16 protein-coding genes, 1 other RNA gene and 1 riboswitch are annotated in these 17,080 nt (G+C 64.8%); of the genes, 13 read left to right on the top strand and 4 right to left on the bottom strand.

What is annotated here, in order from left to right:
• Nucleotides 1-25: 25 nt before the first annotated feature.
• On the bottom strand, nt 26-1,744 hold the full coding sequence (locus tag HHL22_RS06845) for a tetratricopeptide repeat protein (RefSeq protein WP_169530185.1): 1,719 nt from the start codon (nt 1,742-1,744) through the stop codon (nt 26-28).
• 321 nt (nt 1,745-2,065) lie between these two features.
• Between HHL22_RS06845 and HHL22_RS06840 the strand changes: the two genes are divergently transcribed.
• On the top strand, nt 2,066-2,755 hold the full coding sequence (locus tag HHL22_RS06840; protein WP_169530184.1) for a DUF1361 domain-containing protein: 690 nt from the start codon (nt 2,066-2,068) through the stop codon (nt 2,753-2,755).
• A 538-nt stretch (nt 2,756-3,293) separates the two neighbouring features.
• Entirely contained in the window at nt 3,294-3,857 is a 564-nt protein-coding gene (locus HHL22_RS06835) for a hypothetical protein (RefSeq protein ID WP_169530183.1), read from the top strand.
• 110 nt (nt 3,858-3,967) lie between these two features.
• Here the strand turns inward: HHL22_RS06835 and HHL22_RS06830 are convergent, their stop codons facing one another.
• The 3 genes from HHL22_RS06830 to guaA all read right to left on the bottom strand — a co-directional run bounded on the left by HHL22_RS06830 (nt 3,968) and on the right by guaA (nt 8,052).
• Nucleotides 3,968-5,509 carry a glycosyltransferase family 39 protein gene (locus HHL22_RS06830; protein ID WP_169530182.1) on the bottom strand — a complete coding sequence of 514 codons (1,542 nt, stop codon included), beginning with the start codon at nt 5,507-5,509 and terminating at the stop codon, nt 3,968-3,970.
• Between the two features lie 115 nt (nt 5,510-5,624).
• Complete coding sequence (locus HHL22_RS06825; protein ID WP_169530181.1) at nt 5,625-6,317, bottom strand: type 1 glutamine amidotransferase; 693 nt, start codon at nt 6,315-6,317, stop codon at nt 5,625-5,627.
• A gap of 184 nt (nt 6,318-6,501) precedes the next feature.
• A complete protein-coding gene (gene guaA, locus HHL22_RS06820) occupies nt 6,502-8,052 on the bottom strand; it encodes a glutamine-hydrolyzing GMP synthase (RefSeq protein WP_394354445.1) in 1,551 nt (516 codons plus the stop codon).
• A gap of 321 nt (nt 8,053-8,373) precedes the next feature.
• Here guaA and ffs point away from each other — a divergent pair.
• The 11 genes from ffs (at nt 8,374) to HHL22_RS06765 (ending at nt 17,059) form a co-directional block, all read left to right on the top strand.
• Nucleotides 8,374-8,470, top strand: an RNA gene (gene ffs, locus HHL22_RS06815) — signal recognition particle sRNA small type.
• A gap of 126 nt (nt 8,471-8,596) precedes the next feature.
• Nucleotides 8,597-8,800 carry a fructose-6-phosphate aldolase gene (locus HHL22_RS06810; RefSeq protein WP_169530179.1) on the top strand — a complete coding sequence of 68 codons (204 nt, stop codon included), beginning with the start codon at nt 8,597-8,599 and terminating at the stop codon, nt 8,798-8,800.
• Nucleotides 8,801-8,900: 100 nt separating this feature from the next.
• Nucleotides 8,901-9,578: a cell division ATP-binding protein FtsE gene (locus HHL22_RS06805; RefSeq protein ID WP_169530178.1), complete on the top strand. Its 678-nt coding sequence runs from the start codon at nt 8,901-8,903 to the stop codon at nt 9,576-9,578.
• Nucleotides 9,579-9,677: 99 nt separating this feature from the next.
• Nucleotides 9,678-10,571: a glycosyltransferase family 2 protein gene (locus HHL22_RS06800; RefSeq protein ID WP_169530177.1), complete on the top strand. Its 894-nt coding sequence runs from the start codon at nt 9,678-9,680 to the stop codon at nt 10,569-10,571.
• Between the two features lie 108 nt (nt 10,572-10,679).
• Complete coding sequence (locus tag HHL22_RS06795; protein WP_169530176.1) at nt 10,680-11,828, top strand: DegT/DnrJ/EryC1/StrS family aminotransferase; 1,149 nt, start codon at nt 10,680-10,682, stop codon at nt 11,826-11,828.
• Nucleotides 11,825-12,145, top strand: a complete 321-nt coding sequence (locus tag HHL22_RS06790) for a hypothetical protein (RefSeq protein ID WP_169530175.1) — start codon at nt 11,825-11,827, stop codon at nt 12,143-12,145. Before HHL22_RS06795 ends, HHL22_RS06790 begins: the two co-directional genes overlap by 4 nt.
• Complete coding sequence (locus HHL22_RS06785) at nt 12,130-13,167, top strand: Gfo/Idh/MocA family protein (RefSeq protein WP_169530174.1); 1,038 nt, start codon at nt 12,130-12,132, stop codon at nt 13,165-13,167. Before HHL22_RS06790 ends, HHL22_RS06785 begins: the two co-directional genes overlap by 16 nt.
• A gap of 74 nt (nt 13,168-13,241) precedes the next feature.
• Nucleotides 13,242-13,895: an HD domain-containing protein gene (locus HHL22_RS06780; RefSeq protein WP_169530173.1), complete on the top strand. Its 654-nt coding sequence runs from the start codon at nt 13,242-13,244 to the stop codon at nt 13,893-13,895.
• A 51-nt stretch (nt 13,896-13,946) separates the two neighbouring features.
• Nucleotides 13,947-14,056, top strand: a riboswitch (SAM riboswitch).
• A gap of 194 nt (nt 14,057-14,250) precedes the next feature.
• The gene (locus HHL22_RS06775) at nt 14,251-15,714 is read left to right on the top strand and encodes an amino acid permease (RefSeq protein WP_169530172.1); all 1,464 of its coding nucleotides are present in this window, start codon (nt 14,251-14,253) and stop codon (nt 15,712-15,714) included.
• Between the two features lie 86 nt (nt 15,715-15,800).
• A complete protein-coding gene (locus HHL22_RS06770) occupies nt 15,801-16,091 on the top strand; it encodes a TIGR03643 family protein (protein ID WP_169530171.1) in 291 nt (96 codons plus the stop codon).
• A 173-nt stretch (nt 16,092-16,264) separates the two neighbouring features.
• Nucleotides 16,265-17,059, top strand: a complete 795-nt coding sequence (locus HHL22_RS06765) for a DUF6348 family protein (RefSeq protein ID WP_169530170.1) — start codon at nt 16,265-16,267, stop codon at nt 17,057-17,059.
• Nucleotides 17,060-17,080: the final 21 nt, after the last annotated feature.

Below are 17,080 nucleotides of genomic sequence, written 5' to 3'. Positions count from 1 at the left end.
TGATGCCGCATTTTAAACATAGAACCTAGCGAGCCGGCTGCAAATCCAGGCCGCTGAGCCGAAGTAGAGGCACCACCTGGTTGTCGTGGGCGCCGCCGGGGTAGGCGAGGCCCTCGAAGATGGCGCCCGGCAGGGGCGGCGCGGCGGCCAGCCCGGCTTGGAAGCTGGGGCCAAATTGCGTCAGCGCGTTGCCAAAAAAGAGCAGCAGTTCGAAGCCCTGGCTGGCGAACACCGACGGCGGCAGCCGTTGCTTGGCCAGATACAGCTGGCGGAAGCGCCGGTAGCTGGGCCGCAGCTCGTCGAAGTACTGCGGGTGGTAGAAGTAGGCGCCACTGAGCTGCCCCAGGCCCAGGCTGGGGTTGTCGAGCCAGGCGCCGGGCACCAGCAGGGTGGGGCGGCTGGCGGCGGGCACGGCCCCTAGGGCCGCCAGGGTGGCGGGGCCTACTTTGGGGTCGTCGGAGGCTACTACCAGCGCGCCGGCGCTGCCTAGCTCGGCGGGCAGCAGGGCAGCGCTGAGGCTGGCCGGGTCGAGCGGGTTGAAGGGATGCACGGCCAGCAGCTTGCCCCCGTCGGCCTCGTAGGCGGCCTGGTAGGCGGCGGCAAACGCGGCGTCATCCTTGCCCATTTCGTGCAGCAGCACGGCGGGGCGCCCGGCGCCCAGGGCCGTGGCGGCAAACTGCGCCGCCGCGCGCCCCTGGGTGGCGGCGCTGGCCGCGTAGAGGTAGTGATAGGGATTATCGGCCACCAGGTCTAGGTCTTGCGACAGCGGGTTGACGCACACTATCTGGTGCTCGCGGGCATAGCGGGCCAGCAGCTTGGCCCCCGACTTATACACCGGCCCAATGAGCAGGTCCATGCCCGCCAGCTCGGGCAAGGCCAGCACGCTCTTGAGCGCCAGCGTGTCGGCGCCCGTGTCGTAGGCAAACAACTGCACCGGGCGGCCGGCGCGCTGCAGCGAGTCCTGGGCCAGGCGCAGGCCAGCGTAGAGGTCGGTCACGAACTGGTTGTCGCGCCGGGTTTGCCAGCTGTTATCCTGCAGCAGAAAGGGCAGCAGCACGCCCACGTTGTAGCTGCCTTTGCGGGCGGCGGCGCGCGGCGCGGCGGCCGGCGCCAGGGCCGCCGCGTACTTGGCGCGGTCGAGGCCAAACTGCGCCACCACCGCGCCCAGCTGCTGGCGGTCGGCGTCGGTAGGGGCGGGGCTGCGGGCCAGGAAATCGGCGTAGAGGCGGCCGATGAGCTTGCTTTGGGGGTAGCGCTTGCTGAGGCGCTGCCAGGTGGCGCGGTCTTGCAGGCGGGCCAGGTAAGTGGCTTGCATGGCCTCGCGCGGGGCGGCGTACTGCGCGGCGGGCAGTTGCCCTAGGGTGCGCAGGGCGGTGTCGTAGTCGCCCTGCTCGAACGAGGCCTGGCCCTGCAGGTACAGCACTTCGCCCAGGCCGTAGTAGGTCGGGTACTGGTTGCGGATGAGGTTGAGCATCTGCTCGGCCTCGGCCCACTGGCCGGCGCGGCCGGCCGCCACGGCGTAGAGGTAGCCCGCGTCGGCGGCCTGGGCAAAGTGGTTGACGGGCTGGGCCAGGGGCTCCAACTCGCGCATGGCGGCGGCAAAGTGGCCCTGGTCGAGCTGGGCGCGGCCGGTGCGGTAGCGGGCTAGCTGGCCCTGGGCGGCGGCCGGCAGGCTGGCTAGCGCGGCCAGCAGCCCCGGCAGCAGCGCCCGCCGCAGCCAGGTAGGGCAGGTAAGTGGCATCATAAGCGAAAGTGGGCGCGGCCAGTGCGCCGCGCCAACGGCCCGGCAAAGGTAGGGCCGGGGCGCAGGGGCTAGGGAAGAAAGTGGTTGGGCGATTGGGTAGATTAGTAAGCGGTTGAGTTGAAAAGGCGGTCAGGCGGAGCTTGCCGAAGCATCTTGCTCACTTCATTAACCAACGACAACCAGATGCTTGCTAGTGAGATGCTTCGGCAAGCGGACGCCAGATGAGCATGACGGTCTTTCTACTTCGCTCGCCTACCTCACTGGCGTTGGTTGCTACTTTCGCATATCTCAACCAACCGCCGCCCGCCGATGTTGACTACCATGCCGTTGCCGTTTTCGTCGCCCACCCTGCGCCACCGCCTGCCGCTGCTGCTGGCCCTGGGGCTGTCGCTGGCCCTCAGCTTCGCCCTCATCGCGGCGCGGGTGGCTATCACGCGGCAGTGGCAGTTCGTTTTCCTGCTCTGGAATTTGTTTTTGGCAGCCATCCCCTTTGCCCTGAGCGCGGCGCTGCACCTAGCGGCCCGCGCCCCCAAGGCCCGGCTGCTGCTGCCGGTGGGGCTGATGTGGCTGCTGTTCTTCCCCAACGCGCCCTACCTCGTCACCGACCTCTTCCACCTCGAGCCGCACCCCGGCGTGCCCTACTGGTACGACCTAGCCCTCATCATGTCGTGTGCCTGGAACGGGCTGATGCTGGCCTTCGCCTCGCTACTCGACATGCACGCGCTGGTGCGCCAGCGCCTAGGCTTCTGGGTGGGCTGGAGCTTTGCCACGGTAGCCCTGGGCCTCAGCGCCTTCGGGGTGTACCTGGGCCGCTACCTGCGCTTCAACTCCTGGGACATCCTCAGCAACCCCTTCTCCCTGTTCTACGACATCGTACAGCGCATCCTGCACCCCTTTCACAACTGGCAGACCTGGGGCGTGACGGTGGTTTTCTGGGCCTTCCTGCTCATCGCCTACGCCACCGTGCGCCTGCTGGGCCGGGTGGAGGTAGCGGTGGAAAACGAGGGGTAACTGGAGGCGTAATGCCCTAGGAGGTCGGCCGCGATTGAATAGCCCGCAGTGCGAGCGGTTTTGCTGCTTTTAGTTTGGAATAACTAGCTAGAAACCAGCCGAAAACCGCGGCAGTTGGCTCCTTCAAGGCTAGTGCGTCAGAGTAACCTAGGTATGTTAAACCGAGGTATATAGCTACTAATTCAGTAGGGCCGAGCCGCATACATCGGTATTTCAGAATCGTGCTAGAGCTTTACCAAACGCCCCCTGTATCAGCCTGCCAGTATCCCGCTGGCTGTGATGCGGGAGGAGAGTATCTACTAGCGGCTACATGGAAGCGGTCACGAATAATTCTTCGGTACTTGACCCCGCTGCCTCCCCGGCGGAAACGGTTACGGTAGTCGGCCAGCTGTATCACCGGCAACGAGCGCTTGGCTACATACTAGCCAGCTTCGTGGGCAGTGGCTTGCTGACCGCGGCTTTGGCCTGGGTGCTAGGCCCAAAAGAAAACGTCTTGTGGCTGCCAGCCTTACTCTTTTTCCTGTTGCCTTTTGCCAGTATGTACGGGTGTCGAAGCGCCTACATCAAGCCGGCTTTGCTCATGTTCACGCCCCTAGGGATATTTCTGCAGGCCAGCGACAAGCAATACCAGGCCGCGTGGGCCGACTTAGCGGCATACCAAGTTGAGTTTTTGCTGGGCAATTTTATCGGGGACGGCTACCGGCTGAAGCTCTGGGATAGTCAGGGCAATACGGAGGCCTTCATTTTTTTGGAGAAAAAGCTGTTTAACGACGAAAGCGACCTGCGCCCCGATTTAGCCCTGGCGTACCTGTGCCGCTACATCGGGCGGCACAACCGGCAGGCGGCATACCCCATTACCTACCGGCCGACCCTACTGGCGCGCAAGGCCGGTACCATACTACTGACGTGCATGGTGCTGCTGGTAGCAGTCGACCTTTGGCTGCGGTGGCAACATCGAAACACCAAAAGCATCTTCACGTGCCTGGCGGCGGTAACCCTGGCGCTCCAGATGCTGGGCCAAAAGAAGCAAAATGACCGCTACGCCCGCTACCTGCAAGCCTGGGAAGCGGAAGGATACAACGCGGCCGAAGCAAGCCGGTAACCGAACGCGGCCAGCGCGGCCACCAGCACCCTAGGGGCCGTTTGCTTGCCCAAGCCCATTTTGAAGCGGAGTTGCTTGCCGCCGGAGGCGAGCCACTCAGCGCATTATTGCTACCGCCCACCCTCCCAGGCGGCTAGCTCCTGGGCCCGCTCAGCCCGCACCAAGGCCAGCAGGGCCGGCGTGGGGCCTAGGGCCAGGTAGATGGTAGTACCCTTTCCGAGCGCGTAGGGGTTTGTGATTTCGCCCACCTGGCGCAGCTCCCGGAAGTAGGGCACCAGATGGGCCGGGTTGCCCTCGCCTACCAGCAGCATTTGCGGCCAAGGCTGCACCGGCGGAAACCAGTATAAGTAGCTGCCATTGAAGCTAGTAGCGGCGGGTAGGTGGCGGCCGCGGTTGTAGTAGTTGATGGCGCCGGCTTGGCCGTAGTTGTCGCACTTGATGAGGGTATTGGCGCGGGTGGCGGCGGGCAGCGCCTGGTAGGCCCGGTACACCTTGTCGCCCAGCTCCTGCCAGCCCAGCATGTCGGCGTAGTCCTGGGGCAGGGGGCGGGTGCGGCCGTCGTTGCCGCGGAAAACGCCGATTTTCTGATAAAACGGCTGCTGCCCCAGGGCCGCCATGCGAGCCGGCGGTAGCACCGGGTAGATGATGGGCGCCACCCGCACGTTGAGCAGTACCGGCAGCACCAGCAACGCCACCTGGCCCAGCCGGGCCGCCCAACTGCCGCCGGCCAGCTGCGCCTGCCACCACACCGCCCCCACCGCAAACAAGGCCGGGTAATAGCCTAGGGCATAGTAGCTTTTGCCGTGCAGCAGCGTCAAAATCAATAGGCCGCCCGCGTACACCAGCCCCACTACCCGCGCCGCGGGCTGGGGCCGGCCCAGCAGCGCGGCGCCCAGCCCCGGCACCCACACCAGCAGCGCCGCCGCGCACTGCAGCAGCTGGTCGCGCCAGAAATCGGCGGCGCTGACGTGCACCAGCTGGCTGCTGTGCAGCAGGGCCATGTGGTGGCGGAAGGGCAGCCCGTGCGCTACTTGCCACAGCAGGGTGGGGGAGGCCACCAGCAGCCCTAGGGCCGCCGCCCGCCAAAAAGCCCCCTGCCGCAGCGTGCGCGGCGCGGCCACGAGCAGCGCGCCCACCACGGCCGCGCCAAAGAAAAACGTCGTAAACTTATTGAGCACGCCCAGCCCCAGCACCACCCCCAGCCAGTACAAGTGGCGCGGCCGGCCGTCGGGCTGCTGGTAGCGCACCAGCAAGTAGGTAGCCAGCGTAAAGCTCAGTACCTCAAACGAATTGGGCTGAAACAGCAGGTTGAGCCGGCCGTAGGCGGCGCACAGGTAGCACACGCCCGCCAGCGCCTGCGCCCAGGTCCCGCCGCCCAGCCGCCGCGCCAGTAGCACCACCACATACACCGTGCCCGCGCCCCAGAGCAGCGGCCATAGCTTCACCCAAAAAAAGCCGCCGCCTAGCCCTAGGCTCACCCAGCTCTGCAGCGCCGTAAGCGGCGGCACCTCCAGGTAGCCCCAGGCCAGGTGCCGCCCGTAGTCGAGGTAGAGGTACTCGTCGCGGTGCAGCTCGTAGCGCCCGTAGCCCGCCAGCAGCAAGCCCGAAATAAATTTAACCAAGGCGAAGAGCAGAGGCAGGTGGCGGCGCATGAACTTAATAAACAGCGGGCGAAGAGCTAGCGCAAAACTAGCGCCCGGCTTGCCGCCGCCCAACCACCGGCTGCCGAAGTGGCCGGCGGGCACCCTAGGGCTCTGCGCCGGGTGGCTAGCCGGCTTCGCGCTCGTGCAGCGCCACTAGGTTTTGCAGCAGCTGCGCTAGCAGCAGCCGGCCTTTCCACACCGATTTCAGCTTGCGGCGAATCTGGGCGGCCGTTTGTACAAACTCCTGCTCTTCGGCCGTCTCGTGGTTTTCGAAGGCCAGCAGCTGCTCCACCATTTCCGCCGTCATTTCGGGGTGAAACTGCAAGCCAACCACCCCATCGCCCCACACGAAGCCCTGCGCTGCGCAGCCCGCAGACAGGCCCACCCTCACTGCGCCCGGCGGCACCGTAAACGTATCGAAGTGCCAGTGCAGCACTGTGGCTTTATCGGGCCAGCCGCGTAGTAGCGGGTGGCTCAGGGCCTTGGCCGCGAAGCGCACCGTCCAGAAGCCGATTTCCGGCGCCGGGTTGCGCCGCACCTCGCCCCCCAGGGCCTCGGCCACTAGCTGCGCCCCCAGGCAAATGGCCAGCGTGAGCTTGCCCGCCCGCAAGGCTTCGTGCAGAAAGGCCTTTTCGGCCGCTAGCCACGGAAACGCGGCCTTGTCGTGTACGCTCATGGCCCCACCCAGCACCAGCAGCCCATCAAACGCCCCTAGGGCCGGAAAAACCGGGTCGGGCTCAAATAGCTTGGTGAAGGTCAGCGTATGGCCGTGCGCGGCCAGCCACTCGGCGGCATGGCCGGGCCCCTCATCAGGCATATGTTGCAAGCAATGCCAGACCACTGATTAGCACGGATTTAAGCGGATTGCACGGATTTTGTGGACGATTCTTCTCTTGTGTTTCGGTGTTTCGAGCGCAGCAGGCAAAGTGTTTTGAGTGGGTGCCCTTCGGCGGCGTCCACAAAATCCGTGCAATCCGCTTAAATCCGTGCTAATCAGTGGTCTACTCCCACTCAATGGTGGCCGGGGGCTTGCTACTGATGTCGTACACCACGCGGTTGATGCCGCGCACCTGGTTGATAATCTTGTTGCTGACTTCGGCTAGGAAGTCGTAGGGCAGGTGGGCCCAGTCGGCGGTCATGCCGTCCACGCTCGTCACGGCGCGCAGGGCCACCACGCGCTCGTAGGTGCGCTCGTCGCCCATCACGCCCACGCTCTGCACGGGCAGCAGGATGGCGCCCGCCTGCCAGGTGGTATCGTAAAGGCCGCGCTCTTTCAGAAGACTAATAAACACGCCATCAGCGCGTTGCAGCAGGTCTACCTTCTCGGGCGTGATGTCGCCCAGGATGCGGATACCCAGGCCGGGGCCGGGGAAGGGGTGGCGGTGCAGAATGACCTCGGGCAGCCCTAGGGCGGCGCCCACCTCGCGCACCTCGTCCTTAAAGAGCATGCGCAACGGCTCCACAATCTTTAGGTTCATCTTCTCGGGCAGGCCGCCCACGTTGTGGTGGCTCTTGATGGTCACGGCCGGGCCCTTCACCGATACCGACTCAATCACGTCGGGGTAGATGGTGCCCTGGGCCAGCCAGCGGGCACCCTGCACCTTCTGCGCCTCGCGGTCAAATACCTCGATAAACGTGCGCCCGATGGCCTTGCGCTTGGCCTCGGGGTCGCTCAGGCCGGCCAGGGCGGCGTAGAACTCGGGTGCGGCCTGCACGCCGGTCACGTTCAGCCCCAGACCCTCGTAGGCCTGCAGCACCTGGGCAAACTCGTTTTGGCGCAGCAGCCCGTTATCCACGAAGATGCCGTGCAGCCGCGGCCCGATGGCGCGGTGCAGCAGCAGCGCCGCCACCGAGCTATCCACCCCGCCCGAGAGCCCTAGGATAACCTGGTCGTCGGGCCCAATGGTGTTCTGCAGCGCCTCCACCATCGAGTCCACGAAGTGGTCGGGCGTCCAGCTTTGTGCGCACCCGCAGATGCCCACCACGAAGTTTTCGAGCAGTTGCTTGCCCTCGGTCGAGTGCGTCACCTCGGGGTGAAATTGGATGCCGTAGGTGGGCTGGCCGGGCAGCTTGTAGGCGGCCACGGCCACCTCGGGCGTGCTGGCAATTACCTCATAGTCAGCCGGCAGGGTCTTAATCGTGTCGCCGTGCGACATCCACACCTGCGTGTCCTGGTGCAGCCCGGCCAGCAGTGGCGACTCGCCGTCGAGGCTGCTGAGGCGAGCGCGGCCGTACTCGCGGATGGTGGCCGGCAGCACCTCGCCACCCGCCTGGTGGGCCAGCAACTGCGCCCCGTAGCAAATGCCCAGCACCGGCACCCGGCCCAAAATGCCCCCTAGGTCGGGGTTGGGGGCGTCGGCCTCGCGCACCGAGCAGGGCGAGCCGGACAGAATGACGCCCCGCAGGCTGTCGTCGCCGGCGCGCAGGCGCTCGGCTAGCTGGGGGGCGTGGGTGTAGGGGTGAATTTCGCAGAACACGTGCAGCTCGCGGATGCGCCGGGCAATGAGCTGGGTGTACTGCGAGCCGAAATCAAGAATGATAAGTTGCTCCAAGACCGCAGATTTAACGGATTTAACGGATACGCTTGCCGGTGGCAAGCTGACGACGCGGGTAGGCGGGGGCGGGCAGTTTAGTTGGATTTGCTGGCCCTAGGGGCCAGCAGACGGCCTTACGTACCCGCTGCAAAAGTACCTTATTTCACGGGCTCGGCCCACAATCGCGCCACTACCTGCCCCTAAACGAAGCGCACCCACAAAAAATTAACTGCTCATAACTGCTTATCCCCTAACTAAAAACGCCCGCGTAGTCAGCTTGCGCAGCAAGCGTATCCGCGCAATCCGTTAAATCTGTTAAATCTGCGGTCTATCTTTGCAGCGGCGAGTCAGAACGACCAGCTCCTGCTGAACTCCCCCAGGGCCGGAAGGCAGCAAGGGTAGGTGGTTGAGCGGTGCGATTTTGGCTCGCTTTTTTTTGTCTTTTCCTAATGGTTTCCAGCCGGCCCCGAGCCGCGCTCCTGCCCGCTCAGTAGGCAGCCAGCGCGTAGCTTTGGGCCGGCTTTTTTAGGTGGCTCGGTGTTCCCAAATTAGCCCAACACCCATGTACATCATTAAAGTAAAGGGCAAGGCCAAGATACCTGACTACATCCAGCTGCGCGACGAGCAGTTTGTGCTCATCGCGTACTTCCGGGCCGACCGGCCGCTCAAAGACTTGCACCGCTACGGCCTCGAAGGGCGCGAGGAACCCCTGGCGGCCCTCATCGCGCAGCTGGAGTTTGGCAAGCTGCGCAAGCTGGAATTATAGTGCCTAGTGACGAATGATAAGTGACCAATTACCGGACAGGTAGCTGTCATTAGTTATTCAGTACTAGCAAATTGTCATTAGTCGTTAGTCATTAGTCATTATGACAGAGCCGGTAGTTGAGTTGCGCGAGGCCACCATTACGCAGGAAGCGCGGGCGGTACTGGAAGGCGTGTCGTTTGAGCTGGATAAGGGCGAGTTTGCCTACCTGGTGGGGCGCACCGGCTCGGGCAAGTCGTCGCTGCTCAAGACGCTGTATGCCGACTTGCCACTGGGCGCGGGCAGCGGCGCCGTGGCGGGCTTCGCCCTGGGCCGCCTGCCCCAGGGCAAGGTGCCTTACCTGCGCCGCCGGCTGGGCATCGTGTTTCAGGATTTTCAGCTGCTCGGCGACCGCACGGTCGCTGATAACCTGCACTTTGTGCTGAACGCCACCGGCTGGCGGGGTAAGGCCAAGCGGCAGCAGCGGGTGCAGGAAGTGCTGACGCAGGTGGGGCTGAGCAACGTGGGCAACCGGCTGCCGCACCGCCTCTCGGGCGGCGAGCAGCAGCGCGTAGTCATTGCCCGCGCCCTGCTCAACGAGCCGCTGGTGCTGCTAGCCGACGAGCCTACGGGCAACCTCGACCCCGAAGTGGCAACGGAGATTATGGAGCTGTTTCGGGAAATAAACCACGCGGGCACGGCCATCCTGATGGCCACCCACAACTTCCAGCTGCTCGACAAGTACCCCCACCGCGTACTCACCTGCCGCGACGGCCAGCTGCTGGATTCGGCGGCTCGGTAGCGCCGGGCTTCTGCTGAGCGAAGCAGCCGCGCCAAGCGGCAGCCGCGCGCTGGCGAATCGTTTACTGACCTGCCAAGCAGGCGCTTGGCGTTACGGTGCATGCCTGGCCTGTCCATCCTCATCCCGCTCTACAACTACGACGCCACCGCCCTGGTGGCCGAGCTCCAGGCGCAGCTAGCGGCCTGGCCGGGCCCGGTTGAAATCTGCCTGCTCGACGACGGCTCGGGCGAGGAATTTCGGCGGCGGCACCGGCCCCTGGGGGCGCTGCCCGGCGTGCGCTACGCCGAGCTGCCGGCCAATGGGGGCCGCGCGGCCGTGCGCAACGCGCTGGCAGCCAAGGCCGCGCATGAGTGGCTGCTGCTGCTCGACAACGACAGCCGCCTGCCCGACGGCCAGTTTTTGGCGCGCTACGCCGCGGCGCTATCCCTAGGGGCGCCGGTGCTGATTGGGGGTACGGCCTACGAGGCCGCGCCGCCCGCCGACCCGGCCCTGCACCTGCGCTGGCGCTACGGCCGCGCCCGCGAGATGCGCCCGGCCGCCGAGCGCCAGCGCGACCCCGGCGGGCAGCTGGCCATCAATAATGCACTAATTAAAAAGGAGGTGCTGCTACGCTTTCCGCTCGACGAGCGCCTGAGCGGCTACGGCCACGAGGATACCCGCCTGGGCCTGCAGCTGGCGCGGGCCGGCCTGGGGGTGCGCCACCTCGATAACCCCGTGCTGCATGCGGGCCTGGAGCCGGCGACCGCGTTTCTGGCCAAAAGCCGCCAGGCGGTGCGCAACCTGGCCCAGGTGCTGCGCGCCGACGGCCTGGGCACCGGCACCCGCCTAGTGCGCGCGGCCACCCGGCTGCGCCAACTGGGGCTGGCCGCGCCCGCCCGCGCCGCGCTGGCGGCCCTAGGCCCCCAGCTGCAGCGCAACCTGCTGTCGGCCCGCCCCCGCCTGCGGGCGCTGGATTTGCTGAAGCTGGGCTGGCTGCTGGCGGAGGATTGGTAGCGCCAGGCGCTGGGCGCGGCCAACGCTCGCCGGCGCTAGCTTGCCGACCGAAGCCCTAGGCCCCGCGCGCAAGCTGAAACTTAGCTAAGCTGCCGCAGGCGCGAATTGATGAGCATGCCCACCGAGATTATCCCTATTCACCTGCTCGACCTGGCGGCCGAGCACGCCCCCTACCAAGCCGAGCTGGATGCCGCCTGGCAAGCCACGCTGCGCGAGGCGGCCTTCATTCAGGGGCCGGCCGTGGGGGCGTTTGCCCAGGCGCTGGGGGCGCACCTGGGCGGGGCCGCGGTGGTGCCCTGCGCCAACGGCACCGACGCCCTCACCCTGGCGCTGCTCAGCCTGGGCCTGCCGCCCGGCGCCGAGGTTATCGTGCCCGCCTTCACCTACGTGGCCACCCTGGAGGCCGCCGCGCTGCTGGGGTTGCGCCCCGTGCTAGTGGATGTCTTGCCCGATACCTTCAACGTGGACCCGGCGGCCGTGCGGGCGGCCCTGGGGCCGCGCACCGGCGCCGTAGTGGCGGTGCATCTGTTTGGGCAATGCGCTGAGGTAGAAGAACTAGCGGCCATTTGCCGGGCGGCGGGCGTGGCGCTGATTGAGGACAATGCGCAGGCCCTAGGAGCTACCTACACCTTTGCCGATGGTAGCGCCCGCTACGCTGGCACGGTGGGGGAGGTGGGCACCACCTCGTTTTTCCCCAGTAAAAACCTGGGCTGCCTCGGCGACGGCGGCGCCCTGCTCACCCGCGATGCCGCCCGCGCCGCCCGCCTGCGCCAGCTGGCCAACCACGGCCAGCGCCAGAAGTACGTGCACGAGCTGGTGGGCCTCAACTCGCGCCTCGACACGCTGCAAGCGGCCCTGCTACTGGTGAAGCTGCGCCACCTGCCCGCCGCCCAGGCCGCCCGCCAGGCCCACGCCGCCCGCTACGACGCCGCCCTAGGCCCCCTGCCCGTCCTGCAGACCCCCGCCCGCGACCCGCGCAGCACCCACGTTTTCCACCAGTACACCATCAAGGTAGCCAACGGCCGGCGCGACGCGCTGCAGGCATTTTTGCGGCAAAAAGGAGTGCCCACGGCCGTGTACTACCCACTGCCGCTGCACCTGCAGCCCGCCTACGCCTACCTGGACTACCGGGCCGGCGATTTTCCGGTGGCCGAGGCGCTGTGCCAGCAGGTGCTGGCTCTGCCGGTGCACCCGGCCCTAGGCGCGGCGCAGCAGGCGTACATTGTGGCCGTTTTGCAGGAAGCCGACCAGTTATGAAGACGGTGCAGTATTCAGAATTTTGGTATGCTACGATACTGGGGCTTGCGAACTGCGTGGCGGTGGTACCGGCTGGTTTTTTTAGCTGGCAGGCGTTCGGCGAACGGGGGCACCAGGCAGGGCTAAGCTGGGGCGCAGCCACGCTACTGCTGCTCTTCCAAATGCTGGCAGTTAGCTGCGTAGGTTGGGAACTGTTATTATTGAAAATGCGCCGGTTAGAGCCAGCGGTTTCAGAAACCAGTCCGCTGATTATTTTTTGTGTAGGGGTTGTAGCCCTAGTGCTGGTAGCAGGTTTAGTATCATGGATGAATCAGTAGGGTTAGATTCACCCATTCGCTTCGCTATTTGCGGGGTGGGGCACATTGGGCGGCGCCACGCGGCGCTGGTGGCCCGCCATGCCGGCGCCCGGCTGGTGGCGCTCATCGACGAGCAAGCAGCCCTAGGGCCCGAGCTGGCCGCCGAGTTTACCGAAGTGCCGTTTTTCACGTCGCTAGCTGACTTCTTGCAAAGCGGCCCCGCCGCCGACGTCCTTACCGTGGCCACGCCCAACGGCCTGCACGCCGCCCAGGCCCTGGCCGGTCTGCGCCACGGCCTGCACGTGGTGGTAGAGAAGCCCCTAGCTTTGCGCGCGGCCGACGCGGCGGCTGTGGTGCGCGCCGCCCAGCAGCAGCAGCGCCTGGTGTTTGGAGTAATGCAGAACCGCTACTCGCCGCCTGCCGCCTGGCTGAAGCAGGTGGTAAGCGAGGGCCGCCTGGGCCGCATCTTTCTGGTGCAGCTGGGGTGCTACTGGAACCGCGACGCCCGCTACTACCAGCCCGGCGGCTGGCGCGGCACCCAGGCCCTAGACGGCGGCACGCTCTTCACCCAGTTCAGCCACTTCGTCGATTTGCTTTACTGGGTGTTTGGCGACGTTACCAACCTGAGCGCGCGCTTCCGCGACTTCACCCACCAGCACCTCACCGAGTTTGAGGATAGCGGCCTGGTTACTTTCGACCTGCTGAGCGGGGGCAGCGGCACGCTCAGCTACAGCACCGCCGTGTGGGACCGCAACCTCGAAAGCTCGCTGACGGTGGTGGCTGAGCGCGGGTCGCTGAAAATCGGGGGGCAGTATTTGGAAAAAGTGGAGTACTGCCACTTGCAGGACTACACCATGCCCCTGTTGCCGCCCACTAACCCCGCCAACAGCTACGGCGCCTATCAGGGCTCGGCCGCCAACCACGTGCACGTCATCGACAACGTGGTGGCCACGCTGCAGCAAGGTGGCCAAGCCACCACCAACGCCGAGGACGGCCTCAAAGTAGTGGACATCATCGAGCGGATTTACGCCTTGCGCTCCTAGCCAAGCGAAGGCTAAGCGAGAAGACGCCAAGGCTTACCTTTCGCCCGAACTGCGTAGTTAAGCAGTTGCTGCCCATGCTCCCCGATGCCCTGGCGGCCCGCTGGCACGCCCTCACCGCCCCGCTGCTGCCCGCCGCCGCCCCGCGCCAGGCCGAGCTGCAGCGCCTGGCGGCCGCCTACTCTGCGCCCGAGCGGCACTACCACACCCTAGGGCACCTCGAAAACCTGCTGCACCAGGTGGCCCGGTTTCCGCTCCAGGATGCGGCGGTGGTGGAGCTGGCCGTGTGGTACCACGATGCCGTGTACCACGCCCTGCGCTCGGACAACGAAGAAAAAAGCGCCGAGTGGGCGCTGGCTTTTCTGGCGCAAACCACCCTAGGGCCCGCCCGCGCCGCCCGCGTGGCCGACCTCATCCGCCGCACCCACGACCACACCCAGCCCCAGCCGCCCGCTGACGCTGACCTGCTGCTGTTTCTGGATGCCGACCTGAGCATCCTGGGGGCTCCCGCCGCCGCCTACTGGGCCTATGCCCGCCAGGTGCGCCGCGAGTACCGCCTGGTGCCCGACCTGCTCTACCGCCCCGGCCGGCGCAAGGTGCTGGCCCGGCTGCTCGAAGCGCCCGTGCTGTTCCATACCCCCGCGCTGCGGGCCGAGCTGGATGCCCCCGCCCGCCGCAACTTGGCGGCCGAGCTGGCGGCGTGGGAGCGGGGCGGGCTGCCGGCTGAGTAACGCGTGAAGCGTACCTTTGCCCTGTCAAGTCCGGCTGCTCAGCCTAGCTTGTTTTTATACCGAGGCGCCGAGAGATAGGCTCTGCGACGCGCCGGCAACCTGCGCGCTTGCGAGTTGGTGCCCAACCGACCAGCCGCCACCCTAGGGCGGCTATATAAAAACCGTGGCTTCTTTCACTTTCTGCGTTGCATCTGCCCACCCCGCTGCCGGCTCGGCCCGGTGTTGTTGTCGGTAGCAGGTGCGCGCAGCTTACTCCTTCATTTCAAGGGATTAAGTAGCCGGCCGGGCGCGCTGCGCCTGGGCTGTCGGCTGCTTATCGCCGGGCGGGCCGCCGGGTCCGGCCACCTCCACACGTATGCTAGTAAAATCATTGGAAAGCCTGCGGCAGGAAGCCGCGGCGGCGGGCGCGGGCACCCTCAAGCGCAGCCTCAACGGCGTGAGCCTCATTGCGCTGGGCATTGGCGTTATCATTGGGGCGGGGCTGTTTTCGCTCACCGGGCTGGCGGCGGCCAACCACGCCGGGCCGGCCGTCACGCTCTCCTTCGTGGTGGCGGCAGTAGGTTGTGCGTTTTCGGCGCTCTGCTACGCCGAGTTTGCGGCGCTGGTGCCAGTGGCGGGCTCGGCCTATACGTACTCGTACGCCACTATGGGCGAGTTGTTTGCCTGGATTATCGGCTGGGATTTGGTGTTGGAATACTCGGTAGGCGCCGCCACGGTGGCCATCAGCTGGTCGCAGTATCTACTCAAGTTTCTGGGTAAGTACGGCCTGCATTTGCCGCCGCGCCTGGTCATGTCGCCCTTCGAAACGGCCACGCTGGCCGACGGCTCCGTGGTGCACGGCTACGTCAACTTGCCGGCCATTCTGGTGGTGCTGGCCATTACGGCGGTTATCATTCGGGGCACGGCGGGCTCGGCCTGGTTCAATGCGCTGGTGGTGGCCCTCAAGGTGGCGGTGGTGCTGGTGTTCATCGCCCTCGGCTGGAAATACATCGACCCGGCCAACTACCATCCCTTCATTCCGGCTAACACGGGCACGTTTGGCGAGTTTGGCTGGAGCGGCATCTTGCGCGGGGCGGGGGTTATCTTCTTCGTCTTCATTGGCTTCGACATCGTGGCCACCATGGCCCAGGAAACCAAAGACCCGCAGCGCAACATGCCCATCGGCATCCTCGGGTCGCTGGCGGTATGCACGGTCTTGTTCGTGCTTTTCGGCTACGTGCTCACCGGCCTGGCCAACTACACCGAGTTCAAGAACAGCGCCGCGCCGGTGGCCATCGCCATCGAGAAAACGCCCTACGCCTGGCTGAGCGGCGCCATCATCCTGGCCATTCTGGTGGGCTACACCTCAGTTATCCTGGTCGATTTGCTGGGGCAGTCGCGGGTGTTCTTCGCCATGTCGAAGGATGGGCTGCTGCCGCCCGCCTTCTCGCGGCTGCACCCCACCTGGCGCACACCCGTGCAAAGCAACCTGCTCCTGGGGGCCTTCATCGCGCTGTTCGCGGGCTTCGTGCCTATCACCGTGGTGGGCGAGATGGTGAGCATCGGCACGCTGCTAGCCTTCGTGATGGTGTGCCTGGGCGTGCTCATCATGCGCCGCACCAACCCCGACGCGCCCCGCAGCTTCCGCACGCCCTGGGTGCCGCTGGTGCCCATCCTGGGCATCCTCACCTGCCTGGTAATGATGGCCAGCCTGCCTTGGGAAACCTGGCTGCGCCTGGCCGTGTGGCTAGCCCTAGGGCTGGCCATCTACTTCGGCTACGGCAAAAAGCACAGCGTGCTGGGCCGGCAGGCGCGGGGCGAGGGCAGCCCGTCAGAATGAAATGGCCATCTGACGAACACTTACTGCCCAAGTATCCTTAAGAGGAAGCGCCGCCCCGGTAGTTTGCTGGGGCGGCGCCATCGTTTATGCCTGAGCCCTTACCCGCGCTAACCGCGCCGCAAATCGACCGCATCATGGAAATGGCCTGGGAAGACCGTACGCCCTTTGAAGCCATATTTGCCCAATTCGGCTTAAAAGAAAGTGAAGTAATCCAGCTGATGCGCCGCGAGCTGAAGCCCACTTCGTGGCGCCTGTGGCGGGCCCGCGTGCAGGGCCGCGCCACCAAGCACCAAGTCAAAAGCGCCGTCGATGACGCCCGCTTCAAAGCCAACCGGCAGCGCAGCATTACGCTCAATAAGATTTCTAAGCGCGGCTAGGACTTTGGCAGAGCTGGATGGTTTATATGCACTTAGCTGAGTGTTGAGCCCTAGGGTATTAGATAATGTAGGTGGTGCAGTGGGCTGGTAATCGCGAAGCACATGGCTTGGATTCAGATATGCCCGGTAGCAGCTAATACCTACCTTGCGTGTTGACGCATTTATCGTTAGCAATGAACCTACTGCGCAAATTGCAGCAATTATTTCAGCCCGCTAAAGCGATTATCGCACCTCCTGCAATTAAGCAGTCATCGGCTGCCGAGGTCAATCAGCTATTTCAGCAGGAGTTACTGACTATCATCCAGCAACAATTTTCTGCGTTATTACCAGTACTAACTGAACAGGGTATTGCACTTAACCCGGTGCAGATGCTATTAGAAACCGAAGTATTGGAGCTTACGCGCCATCCTAATGCGCTTGTGGGTGGCTTTGCCGTACGATTAAGTCAACCAGACTACTTCCCGCAGGGCATGATGGAATGCTTGGCTGGCATTGGGCAGGATGAAACTACGGCGGCTACTGCCGCCGCCAAGATTTATGTTGAAGGAGTATTGGCTACCGTGCTGGAAGCCTTTGAGGGGCGACACGATGCTGCGCTTGATGTTGTTTCGCCCCATGACGGGGCAGTCTGGCACCCCATACTTGGCTTGCTATATGTGCAGGGCGCCTGGGTGGCCCGCAGCCAGGAATTGATAGCCGAATACTTGTTTGAGCAACTAAAGCCGTTGCTGCTGGAGCATCTACAGCCTCAGCCGTTTCATTGGGTAAAGGTGTACGCCAGCCGGCAGCGCGCCAAAACCTTTATTGGCGAGTGCCAACTAGACAACGAACCTTGGGAAGCAGGTTTGCAGCACTTAGAGGCAATAACCGCTGCTTGGCCTGCTGAATGGGAATTTGCCGCGCAGAAGCAATTTATTTTGCTACGCAGGTGCGGGTTGTGTCAGCCAAGGAATCTTGCTGATGAATAATCAGCTAATAAATCCAATAAA

This window comes from Hymenobacter polaris (genome assembly GCF_012927305.1).
GTDB lineage: Bacteria > Bacteroidota > Bacteroidia > Cytophagales > Hymenobacteraceae > Hymenobacter > Hymenobacter polaris.
Note: the sequence above shows the minus strand (reverse complement) of the source record. Positions and strands in the feature narration are given on the sequence as shown.